Source organism: Dapis hubbardiae BLCC-M172 (genome assembly GCF_050016015.1).
Lineage (GTDB): Bacteria > Cyanobacteriota > Cyanobacteriia > Cyanobacteriales > Microcoleaceae > Trichodesmium.
In genome coordinates, this window is the sequence record NZ_JBNHEQ010000254.1 from 9,417 (window position 1) to 25,386 (window position 15,970).

15 protein-coding genes, 1 tRNA gene and 1 pseudogene are annotated in these 15,970 nt (G+C 34.7%); 10 read left to right on the forward strand and 7 right to left on the reverse strand.

All coding sequences use genetic code 11. From position 1 onward, the window contains the following. Positions 1-1,056 precede the first annotated feature (1,056 nt). Positions 1,057-2,568: an MBOAT family O-acyltransferase gene (locus ACP6PK_RS23680; protein ID WP_094671698.1), complete on the reverse strand. Its 1,512-nt coding sequence runs from the start codon at positions 2,566-2,568 to the stop codon at positions 1,057-1,059. Between the two features lie 913 nt (positions 2,569-3,481). Between ACP6PK_RS23680 and ACP6PK_RS23685 the strand changes: the two genes are divergently transcribed. Beyond that, positions 3,482-3,554, forward strand: a tRNA-Phe gene (locus ACP6PK_RS23685). A 183-nt stretch (positions 3,555-3,737) separates the two neighbouring features. Here ACP6PK_RS23685 and ACP6PK_RS23690 read toward each other — a convergent pair. Beyond that, the gene (locus ACP6PK_RS23690) at positions 3,738-4,298 is read right to left on the reverse strand and encodes a YHS domain-containing (seleno)protein (RefSeq protein ID WP_094672530.1); all 561 of its coding nucleotides are present in this window, start codon (positions 4,296-4,298) and stop codon (positions 3,738-3,740) included. Between the two features lie 64 nt (positions 4,299-4,362). Continuing rightward, positions 4,363-4,536 (reverse strand): DUF4351 domain-containing protein, encoded by a 174-nt coding sequence (locus tag ACP6PK_RS23695; protein ID WP_094672534.1) that lies wholly within the window; start codon positions 4,534-4,536, stop codon positions 4,363-4,365. 161 nt (positions 4,537-4,697) lie between these two features. Between ACP6PK_RS23695 and ACP6PK_RS23700 the strand changes: the two genes are divergently transcribed. The 4 genes from ACP6PK_RS23700 to ACP6PK_RS23715 all read left to right on the forward strand — a co-directional run bounded on the left by ACP6PK_RS23700 (position 4,698) and on the right by ACP6PK_RS23715 (position 7,321). Beyond that, positions 4,698-5,006 carry a hypothetical protein gene (locus ACP6PK_RS23700; protein ID WP_426563220.1) on the forward strand — a complete coding sequence of 103 codons (309 nt, stop codon included), beginning with the start codon at positions 4,698-4,700 and terminating at the stop codon, positions 5,004-5,006. Between the two features lie 132 nt (positions 5,007-5,138). Continuing rightward, positions 5,139-5,486, forward strand: coding sequence for a YtxH domain-containing protein (locus ACP6PK_RS23705; RefSeq protein ID WP_426563222.1), 348 nt, complete (start codon positions 5,139-5,141; stop codon positions 5,484-5,486). A gap of 106 nt (positions 5,487-5,592) precedes the next feature. Further along, a complete protein-coding gene (locus ACP6PK_RS23710; RefSeq protein WP_210407326.1) occupies positions 5,593-6,051 on the forward strand; it encodes a DUF948 domain-containing protein in 459 nt (152 codons plus the stop codon). Between the two features lie 127 nt (positions 6,052-6,178). After that, positions 6,179-7,321: an RNA-guided endonuclease TnpB family protein gene (locus ACP6PK_RS23715; protein ID WP_426563224.1), complete on the forward strand. Its 1,143-nt coding sequence runs from the start codon at positions 6,179-6,181 to the stop codon at positions 7,319-7,321. Between the two features lie 166 nt (positions 7,322-7,487). Here ACP6PK_RS23715 and argB read toward each other — a convergent pair whose 3' ends face one another. The 4 genes from argB to ACP6PK_RS23735 all read right to left on the reverse strand — a co-directional run bounded on the left by argB (position 7,488) and on the right by ACP6PK_RS23735 (position 13,094). Then, entirely contained in the window at positions 7,488-8,387 is a 900-nt protein-coding gene (gene argB / locus ACP6PK_RS23720; RefSeq protein ID WP_094672533.1) for an acetylglutamate kinase, read from the reverse strand. A gap of 1,072 nt (positions 8,388-9,459) precedes the next feature. After that, a complete protein-coding gene (gene mreD, locus ACP6PK_RS23725; protein ID WP_094671696.1) occupies positions 9,460-9,978 on the reverse strand; it encodes a rod shape-determining protein MreD in 519 nt (172 codons plus the stop codon). A 778-nt stretch (positions 9,979-10,756) separates the two neighbouring features. Then, a complete protein-coding gene (gene mreC / locus ACP6PK_RS23730) occupies positions 10,757-11,512 on the reverse strand; it encodes a rod shape-determining protein MreC (RefSeq protein ID WP_094671697.1) in 756 nt (251 codons plus the stop codon). 580 nt (positions 11,513-12,092) lie between these two features. Beyond that, on the reverse strand, positions 12,093-13,094 hold the full coding sequence (locus tag ACP6PK_RS23735; RefSeq protein ID WP_094671426.1) for a rod shape-determining protein: 1,002 nt from the start codon (positions 13,092-13,094) through the stop codon (positions 12,093-12,095). 617 nt (positions 13,095-13,711) lie between these two features. Between ACP6PK_RS23735 and ACP6PK_RS23740 the strand changes: the two genes are divergently transcribed. From ACP6PK_RS23740 to ACP6PK_RS23760, 5 genes and pseudogenes are all read left to right on the forward strand, one after another. Continuing rightward, positions 13,712-14,071: a single-stranded DNA-binding protein gene (locus tag ACP6PK_RS23740; protein ID WP_426563227.1), complete on the forward strand. Its 360-nt coding sequence runs from the start codon at positions 13,712-13,714 to the stop codon at positions 14,069-14,071. Between the two features lie 229 nt (positions 14,072-14,300). Beyond that, complete coding sequence (locus ACP6PK_RS23745; protein WP_426563229.1) at positions 14,301-14,513, forward strand: PmbA/TldA family metallopeptidase; 213 nt, start codon at positions 14,301-14,303, stop codon at positions 14,511-14,513. A gap of 197 nt (positions 14,514-14,710) precedes the next feature. Beyond that, positions 14,711-15,238, forward strand: coding sequence for a metallopeptidase TldD-related protein (locus tag ACP6PK_RS23750; RefSeq protein ID WP_426563231.1), 528 nt, complete (start codon positions 14,711-14,713; stop codon positions 15,236-15,238). 206 nt (positions 15,239-15,444) lie between these two features. Further along, positions 15,445-15,561, forward strand: coding sequence for a metallopeptidase TldD-related protein (locus ACP6PK_RS23755; protein WP_426563233.1), 117 nt, complete (start codon positions 15,445-15,447; stop codon positions 15,559-15,561). Between the two features lie 81 nt (positions 15,562-15,642). Further along, positions 15,643-15,969: pseudogene (locus ACP6PK_RS23760) on the forward strand (metallopeptidase TldD-related protein); the annotation flags it as partial. Position 15,970: the final 1 nt, after the last annotated feature.

The following is a 15,970-nucleotide window of genomic DNA, read 5'->3' on the forward strand; positions in this document are numbered from 1 at the left end:
GAATAAGTAAACGAAATGAATAATGGATAATTAGGGTTTGCTGAATAACTCTTTTTGGTAGGTTAGGAGTCAGGAAAAATGGGAATTATAGAATAAGTAAGCAGCTTATCGTCAAGATTTACAACAGCATCTAAATAATGGTTTGTCTTGATTTGGATTAGCAGAAAATTTATCAACACAAGGTAAACAAAAATAAGTTGCTGAAGTTAAACAAAAGTTTGAAAAAGCTTCGTTAGAAAAAGAAAAAGGTTATGACCTAACCTTAGTCGTTTCTTGATTCTTTGAAAAGCTAATAGCTGAATACTTACATTCTTCTTACCGAAATAATTAATAATTAAACAATTAAATAATTAGATCATTCACGCCTTGAAGCCTCCCCTTTCAAGGGGAAAAAAATAAATCTTTTCCTGTTAAGTGTCAATCCTCTCCCTAAAAGGGAGAGGTAATTATCAATTATCCATTATCAATTATCAATTAATGAATTCTTCCTTCTTCGGAGAATTAAAAGTCTTGTTTGTGCAGCATTCCCCAGAAAAGAAAAAGGTTATGACCTAATCTTAGTCGTTTCTTGATTCTTTGAAAAGCTAATAGCTGAATACTTACATTCTTCTTACCGAAATAATTAATAATTAAACAATTAAATAATTAGATCATTCACGCCTTGAAGCCTCCCCTTTCAAGGGGAAAAAAATAAATCTTTTCCTGTTAAGTGTCAATCCTCTCCCTAAAAGGGAGAGGTAATTATCAATTATCCATTATCAATTATCAATTAATGAATTCTTCCTTCTTCGGAGAATTAAAAGTCTTGTTTGTGCAGCATTCCCCAGAAAAGAAAGCTGAATACTTAGATTATTCTTACTTCTTCCTTCTTACTTCTTCCTTCTTCCTTCTTACTTCTTCCTTCTTCCTTCTTCCTTTTTACTTCTTCCTTTTTACTTCTTCCTTCTTCCTTCTTACTTCTTACTTCTTCCTTCTTATTTATTCCTTCTTATTTATTCCTTCTTATTTATTCCTTTTTACTTCTTAATTCTTCCTTCTTACTTCTTCCTTCTTTCTCTAAAAATCAAAATAAATATAAGGTAAACCTTCTGGCGCCAACAACCAAACAACAAAGAAAAATACAGGCACTAATAAAACTTTCAACTGCCAATTTAACTGTAATTTTAAACCCCGATGAAACCAATAATTAACTGCCATAAGCACCACAACTCCACAAATTAACCAAACCAACTGTAACCTTTCCAAACCCATTGCTTCCAGATAAACTTTATCAGCAAATTGAACATCCGCATCATAACCCCACCAATGATAAATTACCCAAAAAGAATCTCTCAAATTTGGCAATCTAAAAAATATCCACCCCCCAAAAACCATACTCTGAGTTAATAACCAACTTATCAAAATTCCCGACCAACTTTCCCAGATTTTCTGTACTTTAAGTTCTTGAGAAACCGCCTCTACTAACCGATGAATTACTAATGCCAAACCATGCAAAACACCCCAAACAATAAACCCCCAACTAGCACCATGCCAAATACCAGCAATTAACATCACAATTAATAAGTTCAAACAAGTACGAAATAATCCTACCCTCGAACCTCCTAATGGAAAATACAAATAATTCCTCAACCAATCTCCTAAAGTTATATGCCACCTTCGCCAAAATTCTGAAATACTCGTACTAAAATAAGGAAAATCAAAATTTTGTGGCAAACTTAAACCCATTAAAAAAGCACTACCACGAGCAATATCAACATAGGCAGTAAAATCAAGATAAAGTTGTAATCCATAAGCAACTGTTGCTAACCATAAATCACCACTTCCTGCTCTTTGTAAATTACCAAAACTCAGCTCTACAAAAATTCCTAAATTATCAGCTATTAAAGCTTTTTTTACTGCCCCAGTTGCAATTAACCAAATTCCTTCCGTAATTTGTTCTAAATTTGGGAATTTTAAGACTGGTATTTTAACTGAAACTTGACTATTTTTTCTGCTAGTCATTCCTAGCTGATTTTGCAAATAATGATAACGAGTAATCGGACCAGAAATAAGTTTGGGAAAAAATAATTTATAAGATGTAAATTCTAGCCAAGAAGCAGCAGGAGGGGCACCTCGATAAATGTCAATTAAATAAGCCAGACATTCAAAACAAAAAAAACTTAATCCTAAAGGAGCTATCAGATTATTTTCAAACCAATTAGCAGTTTCTAAAATATTGGGTAAATTGTAAATTATGCCAATACTGTTTAGTATAAAAGGTATATATTTAAAGCTTAATAAAAGTAAAATATTAGAGACTATACCTAACCACAATAGTAGTAAGCGACGGCGGTTCCATTTTGTATTGGCAATGCGCCAGTCTTTCGGTTCCCCAATAGCTTGAGCAAGGTAAAAATTTAATAGGGTAATTATTAATAGTAATGGAATATATTGGGGTTGAATAGTAGCGTAGAAAATTAAACTCGCAACTAAGAGGATTAATACTCGCCAAGACTGTCGTGACATTGACCAGTAGATTCCTAATACTATTAATAAAAATATAGCGTAGTTAAAGGAGATAAAAGTCATTTCAGTTATCAGTCATACCGTTGCACGGAAGTTAAAAGTCGTAGGGGCGAATGGCCATTCGCCCGTACAAAAGTCATGCATTAAGATTTTATAGGCTCAAAACTTTGACCCTACAATAATTTCAGGCAATTATTTCATATCTAATACCAAATCCGGTTATTGTAGGGTAGTTACCTAAATATCCAAATCCTTGTCTGATAATAATTTTGAATTTTGTGAATATCTCCTTATACCGTTTCACGGAAGTCAAAAGTCGTAGGGGCGTTTTGCTATCGCACAACTCCCTTTTTCATGTCGCGTAGCGTTAACGTTTGCGGAGCATTCCGTCAGGAAAGTTTAGCGTTCCGCTAAACGCGGAGCGACATATAAAACGTTTCGGCGCTTGAGCCGACATGGAAAGCGGAGCATTCCGTCAGGAAATGCGGAGCATGACCTTAGGAAAGTTATGCGTAGCTAATGGCCATTAGCCCCTACAAAAGTTAAAAGTAAGATTTTATCAGCTTAAAACTTTGATGCAGAGCGTAATTTTAGGAAATTATTTCACATAAAGAATAAGATAAGTAGTGTAGCCTAAGTTGATGAAATTGGTATTACTCTCATTGGATTTGGTATAAAAGTTTGAAACTATTTATAACATTCTTTTTTGAAATTGGTATTATCAGTTATCAGTACCTCTGGTCATCTCATTGCTTTAATTCTTAACTTTTGACTCTTGACTTCCTTTCCTAACTAGGTATACTATTAAATAACTTCCTTACTTTAATTCTGACTTTTGACTTTTGACTTGTTTTTAATTGGGCAAACTAAGCTAAAATTATTATCTAGTCAGCATTACAGCTAATAATAAAAAAAAATTGCTCAAGCACTTGTCAAATTATATTTAGTCTGCTACTATAGTAAAAGTGAAAAAAAAGCCGGGATAGCTCAGTTGGTAGAGCAGAGGACTGAAAATCCTCGTGTCGGCGGTTCAAGTCCGCCTCCTGGCATTTAATTATTTCTCTAATATTTCTAAAGATTATAGATGTCATACGCTGTAGTTAATTTAGGAAAAATTCCTAAATCCATCCTACTGGAGTGACCTAACTAAAATAGTTCATTATTGTAGTAGCTTGTCTAGACAAAAAATTTCATTATAAGCTGTAGTACATCATAACCAAGCAACTAGAGCTTTATCCCCGAAAGTTGGCGGCAGCAGCAGGCCAGTTTTTATTGGCGCGGGCAATATTGCCTGGAATATCTCGTTCCCATCTAGCGCGAACCCTTAAACTGAAATTGAGATATAGCTTCCCTTCGACAATGCTCCAGGCTTCTGGAACGATAGGGGCTGTGTATCCATTGGCAACTGCAAAAGCACAGAAACCTCCATACTGTGGGGCATATTGCTCTGGGGAAGCTGCAAACAAGTCGCGATTTTTGGCACTAGAAAACCACCAATTTACACCCATCCAGTTGTGAGTAAATTGTTTATTTCCTTGGACAGGTTGAGCTACTTGAAAATAGGCAACTGGGTCAGCACCTCGAATGGCAACTCCATTTTCCGCAAAAATCGGCTCTGTGACATTGGCAATCTTAGATTCATCAGTTTTGTTGGACGATACGGCAATAGTAGAATTTACAGGATCGGTGGATAGTTCGACTGATGGCTGAGGGTAATCTTTCGTTTTTGGGGAAGTACACCCTATGACCAACCCGAAACTAACTGAAGACAGGACAAAATATCGACGTTTCATCTTAACTTTTTCTCAAAAGGATTTTCGGATTTTGGATGAGCTATACATCCCTCCCCATACTTATCTATTTTAGTTGTTGATTAGCTATCCAGTTTTCCAAATCTACTATAGTTGCTAAATCAAAAATTTCATCACCTAAAGTATCTAATTTTTCTAGAGATAACTGCTCTATCTGAGTCTGAACTTCTGGAGCTATTTCTCCAAACTTTCTGTGAATTTGACTTGAGATTTTTTTCACTACTTGCTCCCGTCCAACATCCTGCAATATTAGGCTGCATATTTACGGTAAAAATTCAAGTTGTGAAAGGTATTTTAGGAATCGGTCGTAAAACACCAGGTATTGATTATGATTAGACTACTTGTTAGTGTTATTCTCGAAATTTTTCAGTGGAGTGAAAGATGCTGTGGTTAGTAATTGAAGTAAATATAATTATATCAATTTTTGGCTTTTACCTAGCTTGGAAAATCTGGATATTTAGGCAAATATTGTTAGAAGTTGAACGCAATCTTAGCTTAATAGACAATTGCACAGATAAAATACTTACCAAAACACCAAAATTATTACAACTTCGATTGCAAAGGGTAAATCAACTACGACAACTATATCAACAACTGAATTTACAAGTTCAACAGGTGCAGCAAGTAATAGCCATGTTTTGGTTGCTCAGAAGAATATGGCATCGTTATAGTAGAATTTTACTAAAGTAATGTGGATTTATTTTTTTGCCCAAGAGCTTTGTAACTAAGGACTCTGAAGTGCCAAAATCAAAATTTTTATCCTCAATATATTAATATATATCTACTATAAGAATAAGTTTTCTAGATATATACATTGTAAAAATGTCCAATAAAAAATCTGGGTTATTTATCAGCGGTTTACTCCTAGGTTCAGCCATAGGTACAGCAACAGGGTTATTAATGGCCCCAAGAACAGGCAAAAAAACAAGACAGTTGGTAAAAAAATCAGCATCAGCTATTCCACAACTTGTAACAGACTTGTCCACCAGTTTCAAATTTCAAACAGACCGTTTTTCAGACTCTGCTACTAATTCTTGGGAAGAAATCTTAGAAAGACTCAAAGAAGCGATCGCTGCTGGATTAGAAGCGAGTCAAAAAGAGAGAGAAATATTATCTCAAACAGAGACAAAAAATTCTGAAGTTTCAGTAGTAATAGACAGGAAAGGTTAAAGTTATAAACTTTTTCTCAGAATTATCGGAGTTCCAAAAGCACTCATTCTTGTTAAGATAATCCAGGTATAGGAAATTATCATTCCCCTGCTTAGGCGAAATACCTGTGAATAACCCTCTGTTTTGGTTAGGACTATCCTTATTACTGGTTGCATTGAGCCTGACAACTGTATTAATTGTCACTTTACCTGCGATGTTGGCCTTAGCAAGAGCAGCTCGTAGCATAGAAAAACTAGCTGATACCCTAGATCGTGAACTACCACCAACCTTAGAAGCAATTCGTCTTACTGGTATAGAAATTAGTGAGTTAACTGATGATGTAAATGATGGTGTTCAAAGTGCAGGAGAAATTGTCAAGCAAGTCGATCAAAGTCTAAGTAATGTTCGCCAACAAACGAAACAAGCGAAAACTACTACTAAAAGTATTTTTGCTGGTATTAAAGTAGCTTGGAAAACTTTTAATTGTAAACCACAAGCAAAAGAAAATACGAGGATACCATCAAACCATAGTTCTTTATCTTATCACAAGAATAGTAATAAGAGTCATTCTCCTTACCAAAAATAACACGGGAGTATGAAAGCCATCGTCTTTTAAGCGATGGATGAAGTCCGACCGAATGGTTAAAACTATTCGTATCCTTTTCTCAAATAATCTTACACTCTTGTGCAAGATATTTGTTAAAGTAATTAGCATGGCTATTTTAACCCTAACACTTAAGCTACCTTTTTATCGGTTAAACCAGTGCAAGGCACAAGAGTTTGACCGACTAACTGAGTTGAACACAAGTATTGCTAATCAACTTTTAGAAATCCCTAAAACGGATAGAAGAAAGTTCACTAGCAAAGACTTTAATCACGTTGAGATTGGGTCAGGATGGATTAATCAAACCATTCGTAATGCTTGTGCATCAACTAAAGTCAAGAAGTTTCAGTTTTTGCCACTTGAAATTAATAATCAGGGGTGGTGTATTCAGAAGAAAGGTGACACTTATTCAGTTGCTTTTTCAATTGTAAGAGGAGTTAAAAAGCGCGTCCCTCTAGCTATTCATCAATCCAGTTATGCCGAAGTTTTAGACCAAATCATGGCCACAGAGGCTAAAAAAGGCAGTCTTAAGCTATGGAAGTCTAAAAAAGGTATTTGGTATGTCTTAATTAGTGTCTCAATGGATGTTCCTGAGCCTAGGGAGATTAAAGGCTGGATCGGGGTAGATAGAGGTCAAAACCGTATTGCCGTTGCATCATTGCCTCAAAGCTTTGGCAAATTCTGGGATGGTCGTCAAATTAAACATCTAAGAAGACACTATCAAAGAATTAGAAAAGCATTGCAAAAGGCTAAAAAGCGCAAGGTAATTAAGCGGTTAGAGTCTAAAGAAAGACGAATCATAACCTATATAAACCACTGCATTTCTAAGCAGTTGGTTGAGTTGGCGTCATACTATCAAATGGGTTTAAGATTTGAGGATTTATCTGGTATTAGACAAACCTCAAAGCAATCGAGAAAAGCTAAGTCTGATGCCGGAAATAACCGTGATAGTTGGGCTTATGATCAGCTCGAACAATTAACTCGTTATAAAGCAATCAAAGCAGGTGTGATTGTAGAATCAATTCCAGCACCTTATACCAGTAAATCAGATCATAGAAATGGGGTGTTAGGCAAGCGAAATCGCCACTGGTTTAGAGGATTTGATGGTTATAACTGTGACGCAGACTGGAACGCAAGTCAGAATATAGGTCAATGGTTGGGTTTTTCATGTCCTCTCGACCTTCAGAAAGCTGTATCTGTAATGGATGGGGACGGTTTAGAGGATGGGGTCAATGGGAGTCCCCTTAACTAGAGTAACCTAGAAAAGACGTGGATTTATCCCGTCTTTTCTAGACCTCTAGAATCCCTGTAAATTTATTGCAGGGAGTCTCAATCCTACTACTACTGAAGATTCTAGTCTAAATTCAGATTCCTGGACAAAGCAAGAAGTTGATAGTCAAGAAACTAATTCAGATACTCTACTCTGAAATTAATCCTAAGTTACTTACTATCATTGAGCCAACTCCAGCATCTGTAAATATTTCCTGTAAAAGTACATGGGGAACTCGACCATCAAGAATATGAGCTGCTCGAACCCCCTGAGCTAAACTCCGGACACAACAATTTACTTTAGGAATCATTCCACCAGATACAATTCCTTTTTCAATTAATCCTCTTGCTTCTTGAATATCTAACTTAACAATTAAACTATCTGGATTATGATAATCTTCTAAAATTCCGGCTGTATCTGTCAGGAGAATTAACTTTTCTGCATCCATAGCCGCAGCAATTTCACCTGCCACTGTATCAGCATTAATATTGTAAGCTTGTCCTTGCTCATCCGTCGCTACTGTAGATACCACTGGGATATAGCCATTATCAACTAGGGATTGTAAAATCTCTATTTTAACGTTACTAACTTCTCCAACAAAACCAATTCCTTCACTTCCTTCGGGACGCGCTTTAATTAAGTTGGCATCCTTGCCACACAAACCCACTGCACATCCACCAGCTTGATTAATTAAAGAAACAATTTCTTTATTGACTTTTCCCACCAAGACCATTTCTACTACTTCCATTGTGGGCGCATCAGTAACCCGCAAACCATCCTTAAACTGAGGTTCAATTCCTAGTTTGCCCAACCAAGAGTTAATTTCTGGACCGCCACCATGAACAACAATGGGACGTATACCGACACAAGATAATAATACAATGTCTCTAATTACTTGATCTTTTAGACTACTATCTTTCATGGCCGCACCACCGTATTTCACGACTATCTTACGACCAGCAAATTTTTGAATGTAAGGTAGTGCTTCACTTAGCACTTTTACTCGACTAATTTCTGACTGATTTTCAAAGTCTGTACTTTTTAGCATAGACAGCTACTCTTTTTTAGTTGATAATTTGAACAATCATAGTTTATTTTATTATTTCTGATTTACACTACGAAACTAACACTACTAATCTAGTATTTTAGCTGTATTAGTTTAATCTTTGTTATATCAAAATCTGAGAATTTTTATCAACCAATATTTAAGGTGTGTCACTTTACTACTTTTTTCAAGGATGAGATGCAAAATTTACAGGGTATAAATATTAGAGAAGATGATTGTTTTAGATATTGAATAATGTTTTGATTGATTGGTAGATATTTCGGTACTCCTTGGAGATAAAAAATGCATAGCTAATTTTTTACAGATACTTAACAGTATAATAACAGTTTCAAAAAATATTCTTAAATTAAGTTGTGTTTAGTAGATAGTTAAACTGGTGATTGAGCAATGTTTAATCTACAAGGTTATGGTGAGACATTCCCTACAATTGTAGTAGCAAATAGCTCCGTATTCTTGGTTCTTTAGCTATTCACTGTTTTAGTATAACTATCTTTTTAGGATTTTAGGGAATAGGTAATAGGGAGTATAAATTAGTATTAAACTGTACTTGACTATCCTAAAAATTGCTGTAATTTTGAAAATTGATATCCTAAAGTAGGATTTTGATAGAATATTTGAAAAATTGTTCGTGATGTAGCAAAAAATCATGCATTCCGATAAATTCCCTAAAAATAATGTAGTTTTGGCTCTGTTTTATATCCCACGTTCCGCACGTCAACTTGTAGCATTAAAATTAGTATAAAACATGGTGGCTTGGTAAGTATTTATACTGAAGATATCCTATTCATTTACCTTTCGAGTCAAGTCAAATTCTCAGAAAAATCTTGAGCATAAATACTTAATTTAGCCAGATGTAAGCTACCCATCATTCCCTACTGACTACTGATTACTGATTATTGACTACTGGCTCTTTATAATACATTTTGTCGTGGGGAATGTAGGTTATATCTAATATAATCTATTTGAAAATCCCTATAATTCTTTCTCCAGATTCCTGACTCTTTCTTCAATGATTAGTTAATTGAGCTAAAATCAATCACTTAAAACATACTAATTAGTTATTCTTGACTTTCCAAAATTGACTCAGAGGGAAATACAAAACAGGAGCCCAAAGACTACTAATAACAGCAGAACCCAAAGCAACTTGCTTATGCTGACTCCAAATTTCTGCAAAGCTTTGATTACCAATTAATCCAAACTGTATTGCCATGAAAGTTTCTGCAATAATAGCCATAATAAATGTCACTAAGGCTATAGAAATAAAATCTTCCTGAATGTAGCGTTTTTTCTGTAAAAAAGCTGTGACAAATCCAGCAAAAGCTAAAGGAATAATATGGGTAGGATAAGGAGCTGTCATGGCATCTTGAATTAATCCTAAAACTAAGCCAGCCACTAAACCTCCTATAATGGAGCTATGGCTACTCCAAGTAACTACCCAAATTAATAACCAGTTAGGTCCAATTCCCAAAATCTCCATTCCAGGAATACGAGTAAGTAATAGTAATGCACAAAGCACTACTGAGGTAATTGTGATTAGTAATTTGAAAATTATTTGCTGAGATAGATTAGACATCTGATGAGAAAGTACCTTTAATAATTTAATAATTTTAAATAGGTTGTCAAGAAGCTAATTATTCAATTTTTGACAATTGATAACTGATAACTGAAATGACCAATAAAATTAGGTCAATAGCCTCCTCTTTAAAGGGAATAAAAAAATAAAATTCACTATTTCAAGCATCCCTATTGCAGGAGATACTGTTAACTGTTAACTGTTAACTGTTAACTGATAACTGAAATGACAGGTCGCTCTTTTCCCACTATACCCTTCGAGAACTCGTAACTCTTTTAATTATTTGATAAACAATAAAAATAGAAAATCATATCAAGTTTTTTGAATTAATTCTTAATAAAATTATCCGCCCTAATTCTCCCCTTTATTTCGACTATTACCGAAAAATTAAGGTTTAAAGCCTCACCTTAGCTGCGCCACGGGCTGTCGCCCTACAAAGATAAAAAAGAAAAAAATCTTTTTATCAAATCCTATTCTTCTTTTTAAGAATAGGTAATTATTAATTATTGAACTCAGTTTATTATTCCTTATTTACTATTATTTATTCATAAATATTCAACCAGAATATGATATAAATTTTAGCCAAAGAAAACTGATTGGGTGAGAAAAATATTGCTGGGCAAATCTCTATAATTTATTAACAGTATTTTGCTGACAAAGATGCTGCATTTGAATTTTTATGAAATACAATAACTAACCTCCTCAAGGGATAGAGCAAGAGAAAAATCAAAAAAACTGATTGCTCATAACTGACTCCTAATTGCTAATTGCTATTTTATTAACTTTCTGGTTTATTCTGTTTATTTGGATAAACATTAACCCATTCCAAAATATTCAGTGGCGCCGATAACTTAACAATAGCTTCTGGAGCAGGAGTATTAGTCAAATTAATCGATTCAACTGTTCCTACAGGCCAACCTGCTGGAAACAATTGACTATAAGCAGAAGTAGATACAGAATCACCAACTTTAATATCAGGAACATCATCAAAAAATTCCATCACAGCCGTATCATCATCCTGACCCTTCATAAAACCCATCTGACGACTACGAATAATTCCCACACCAACTTTACTGGTTGGATCGCTAACTAATAATACCTGGCTAGTATTAGGTGTAACGCTAATTATTCTACCTACTAAACCACCAGTTCCCATCACAATAAAACCTTCTTGAATACCGTCTTTACTACCTCTGCCCAAGGTTACTTTTTTCCACCAATAATCTGCACTTCTACCTATCACAGGAGCTACTACTCCTTTCACATTTTTAGTTTTTGTATAATTCAAAAGTTGTGTGAGACTCTTATTTTGTTGCTCTAATTCTTGTAATTTAATTTCTAGTTCTTTGATTCGAGCATTAACTAATATTTCTTGTTGAACAGGGCTAGGTTGAAATGGTAGACTAAGCCAATTATAAATTTCAAAAAATAAAGAAGCTTGAGTTTGTCTAACCCAAAAAGCTGCACTCACTGCTAAAACTAACAATGCAGCTTTTCGCATCATTTTTAAGCCTCGACGACGCAATGTTTGCATTAGTAAAACCTTTTTAAAATCTCTACTACTTTAGATTTTTTACTGCTGGTTGAAGTCAAAAGCAGGAACTTCTGTAATTGAATATTTTTCCTGAATAAATATATTTGCTAATAGCTAATACCAGTTTGATAAATTTTTGCTACAAATATTTAGGCTGCCACTGAGGAGACAGGAGTCAGGAGTAAGAATAAATAGTTGAAATATTATTTATTGGCTTGAATATCCCTTTTTAATCAAAGGGAAACCCAATCAAATTATTTTAATTACCCTGATTATTTATAACATTCTTTTTTCACGCTTGGTCTAACATTTAATTCTGAAAAATATAATTAACCATTGGCTATTAATAATTCCGAAAAAGCGTGAGGTACAAAATTCTACGTTTTAGGAAACTAGGGAACAGAAAATAAAAAAGACAACTGTACCTCAAGCTTACTTAGAAATGCTATATTAGCAATTAATAGTCTTAGTGAACTTATAGATGTATTAAGCAGACTTAACATAATAATCTTTAAGTTCTAATCAAAAAAACTATCCCAGAAAAGCCCTTTAGTCCGTACTCAAATAACATAACCAGACCTTAGCGAGCTTGCCCACTGAAAAACCTTTCAAGCTGTTTAAAATTCTCCAAAACACGGCCAGTACCCAAAACTACACAACAAAGTGGGTCTGCTGCAATATGAGTGATAATGCCAGTCTCATGGCTAATTAAAGTATCTATCCCCTTTAACAAAGCACCACCACCAGCTAACATAATACCCCGATCGATAATATCTGCTGCTAGTTCAGGGGGAGTGCGTTCCAAAGTTCGCTTAACCGCCTCTATAATTTTAGATAAAGGTTCAGTCATACTTTCTCGAATTTCTGCTGCTTTGACTGTGACAGTTCTAGGTAAACCAGATAATAGATGTATACCCCTAACTTCCATTGATGCCTCATTATCATCCTGAGTCGGATAAGCTGAACCCAATTTAATCTTAATATCTTCCGCAGTTCGCTCACCTATGACCAAGTTATGGACTTTTTTCATATACTGAGTAACAGCATCATTCAATTCATCTCCAGCTACACGCACAGACTCACTCAGAACTGTCCCTTGTAAACTCAGAACAGCAACTTCTGTAGTTCCCCCACCAATATCCACAATCATATTGCCAGTAGGTTCGGCTACAGGCAACCCCGCACCAATAGCAGCAGCAACAGGTTCATCAATTAACCGTACATCCCTAGCACCAGCTTGAGAAGCAGCTTCCATTACAGCTCGTCTTTCTACGCCAGTTACTCCACTAGGAATGCCAATAACAATTCTTGGAGATACTAAAGTTTTTCCTTCATGGACTCGCCTGATAAAATGTTTCAGCATTAATTCTGCTGTATCAAAATCAGCAATGACCCCATCTCTTAGAGGTCTCATCGCAATTACATTAGAAGGAGTTCGCCCTAACATCCTTTTAGCTTCTTCTCCCACTGCAATAGAAGTTTTTTGCTCCTGGTCAATAGCTACTACAGATGGCTCTTGAAGAACAATACCTTTACCAGATACATATACAAGTGTATTCGCAGTACCCAAGTCAATTCCCATGTCCCGAGACAAGGAAAACCTATTTATCAGACCCACTAGATTTTGACCCCCAAAATCAAATCTTAAGTTTATTTAATAATTTATAAAGAAATATAGCTGAGGTGTATTTTATGATATATTCCTCAGTCTACTAGGACTGTATCAAAAATGATATAAGCAAGTTTAACTGTCCTTGGTTTCTTAGTGCGACACAATAGGGACAAAATCCGGAGGAAGTATTTGATTTAGGAGTTGCTTGAGTAATTAGTCCTCTTAGGATATAGTTATAAGTTTGACAAAAGCCAGGAGATTATTCTGAAAATCCAGAATTCGTAGTTCACTGAAACTACTTATAATGAAATACCTGGCGATATCTAATCCACATATAGTGTTTTTTCCAAGGTTTCTCTCTACTTATAAAACCTATTCCTATATGCCATTTTGTACAGTTCACGGGCTCAAAAAAACTTGTTTTCTCTATTGTTTGCTATCTCTATTGATTATATAAGATAGGTTTTTAGAGTGTTAGATATCCCTTATGAGAATTTATATTATAATATAAATTTGCTTTACAAGGGTGAGGACTTAAACCCTGTTTTTTGGTAAAATTAGAAATTAATTAATATATTCTATAGTCTATGAGTTTAAATGTTGTAACTTTGGTTGGTAGGGCAGGTGGAGATCCTGATGTTAAATATTTTGAATCAGGCAGTGTAGTTTGTAATTTAACTTTGGCCGTAAATCGTCGTTCTAGTAAGAATGACCAACCAGACTGGTTCAATTTGGAAATTTGGGATAGAAAAGCAGAGGTTGCTGCTGACTATGTTCGTAAAGGTAGCTTGATAGGGGTAAAAGGCTCGTTGAAGTTTGATTATTGGCAAGATCGTAATACGGGAGCAAATCGTTCTAAGCCAGTAATTAGAGTATACCAACTAGACTTACTCGGTTCTAAACGTGATAATGAGCAGGCTGCTACAGCAAGTTATGAAGAATTCTAATTTTAAAATTAAATAAAGGTTAGACTCCTTGCAGAAGTAGGGAATAGGGAATGGGGAATTGTTCAATAATTAATAATTATTAATTATTGAAAATAATAGGATTGGTTAAAGGGGATTTTTTTTCTTTTTTATTCTTTAAAGGAGAGGCTTTAAACCGTTATTTTTCGGTAAGAGATTTTCGAGAAAAATGTACGAAAAAATCTTTTACTTTTGTAAGAGGTCTATTATTGTGAGTGAGTCAACTTTAGAGCAAATTCTTAAACTTGCTAGTGGAAAAGCTGAAGCTGTAGAAATTTACTATTTATCAACCGAGGATACCCCCATAAAATGTGAAAATAATCGTTTAAAATCTCTACAAACTAAAGCTAAAAAAGGGGTGGCTCTGAGATTAATTTATCAAGGTAGATTAGGTTTTGCTAGTTATACAGATTTGACAATATAGTAGTTTAACTTAAAAATGAGACGTTTTTTCGTCTGAAACTCCCTCATGGCAAGGAAGCTTTATCTCAATCTAAAGTGAAATGACTATAATTGAGTATTTAGTTGATGCTGCTATTCAAACATCCAAAGTTAACGACATTGTATAATTTTAATTTGATGTCTCATATCATTTTAATCCACTAAAATTTAGATCATAACTTGCCTCAAGCTAAGAAATTAATAGAGTCTGGTCAAGAAATTATTGAAAAAATTCATAATTACAATCCAAATAGTCTGGTAAATATTGGTTTTAATATTCGGAAGAAAAAAGTAAAAATTTTGACTAATACTGATGTCTATGCTCAAAAAATTAATCAATCACTTAGTGCTAATATTTCTAGTAATTTAGTTCAAGGTGAAGACTTTCTACAAATATCTAGTTCAGATGTGGTTAGCCTTCGCCCCCTAGACATCAATAAACTAATTTCTCAGTTAATCCAAAAATATCAATGGGCAGAAAATTCAGCTAAGATAACCAGTGGAACTTTCCCCGTATTTTTTACTCCTAAAGCAGTAGGAAAAGCGATCGCCAGATTATGGAAAACTGTTTTGTCTGGACAAGCTATAGTCCAAAAAGCTTCTTCTCTTGCAAATAAGGTAGGAGAGAATATTTTTGACCGCCGTTTTACCGAAAAATTGGCGTTGGTAAGTCAAGAGATGAAACTTTTAAGAGTAATCTGTTTGTGATACCTCTAAATATTTAACCAGAGTAAGTGATGGGTATCATCCCTAGTAGAAAATCATCCTACCAATCACCAACGCCGAAAAATTGTGGGTATGCGCCTCCCCTTGGATAGGGGATAAAAAAAAGAACATATTCCTTATTTCAATCCCGAAGCTTTCCTACGGAATGCTGCGCAAACAGCTAGAGGTACTGATAACTGATAACTGAAATGACCCTCTTTGAAAACCCGAATCTTGAGCCTTATGTTTGTCCCTTTGATGATGAAGGTATGGCAACTATGGTCAAAACCTTTATAGAAGCAGGCACAGTCAAAAGCTTATATTAGGACAACAAATGGGCTGTTCTTGCAGGGTACAAGTCCACTGATAATGGTTTTAGAGATGGACTATCTTAGCCTACTCCTAGTTTAGTAAATTTGAGTATTAGTCCTGGGAAAATTTCTAATAGTAAATTGATTAGTAATATAAAAGAAGGTTTAATAGTAGAGCAGGTATTAGGAGCGGGTCAATCAAATCAACTAGCAGGATAATTTTCTATCAATTTAGCTTTAGGTTATAAGGTAGAAAATGGTGAAATAATAGGTCGAGTTAAAAATACAATGGTGGCAGGTAATATTTTTGAGGCATTTCAAAATTTAGTAGATATTGGCAATTTTCCAGAGTTAGTTAATGGTGGTTACTATTTACCATCTATCTTATTTAAAAAATTAGGTGTAGCAACAAGGCAGGCTTAGA

What these genes read in the sequence shown, in the direction of transcription:
- ACP6PK_RS23700 (WP_426563220.1), top strand. Translation starts at nt 4,698, where the DNA reads ATGCTGTGGTTAGTAATTGAAGTAAATATAATTATATCAATTTTTGGC.
- ACP6PK_RS23715 (WP_426563224.1), top strand. Translation starts at nt 6,179, where the DNA reads ATGGCTATTTTAACCCTAACACTTAAGCTACCTTTTTATCGGTTAAAC.
- ACP6PK_RS23705 (WP_426563222.1), top strand. Translation starts at nt 5,139, where the DNA reads ATGTCCAATAAAAAATCTGGGTTATTTATCAGCGGTTTACTCCTAGGT.
- ACP6PK_RS23755 (WP_426563233.1), top strand. Translation starts at nt 15,445, where the DNA reads ATGACCCTCTTTGAAAACCCGAATCTTGAGCCTTATGTTTGTCCCTTT.
- mreD (WP_094671696.1), bottom strand. Translation starts at nt 9,978, where the DNA reads ATGTCTAATCTATCTCAGCAAATAATTTTCAAATTACTAATCACAATT.
- ACP6PK_RS23680 (WP_094671698.1), bottom strand. Translation starts at nt 2,568, where the DNA reads ATGACTTTTATCTCCTTTAACTACGCTATATTTTTATTAATAGTATTA.
- ACP6PK_RS23740 (WP_426563227.1), top strand. Translation starts at nt 13,712, where the DNA reads ATGAGTTTAAATGTTGTAACTTTGGTTGGTAGGGCAGGTGGAGATCCT.
- ACP6PK_RS23735 (WP_094671426.1), bottom strand. Translation starts at nt 13,094, where the DNA reads ATGGGAATTGACTTGGGTACTGCGAATACACTTGTATATGTATCTGGT.
- argB (WP_094672533.1), bottom strand. Translation starts at nt 8,387, where the DNA reads ATGCTAAAAAGTACAGACTTTGAAAATCAGTCAGAAATTAGTCGAGTA.
- mreC (WP_094671697.1), bottom strand. Translation starts at nt 11,512, where the DNA reads ATGCAAACATTGCGTCGTCGAGGCTTAAAAATGATGCGAAAAGCTGCA.
- ACP6PK_RS23690 (WP_094672530.1), bottom strand. Translation starts at nt 4,298, where the DNA reads ATGAAACGTCGATATTTTGTCCTGTCTTCAGTTAGTTTCGGGTTGGTC.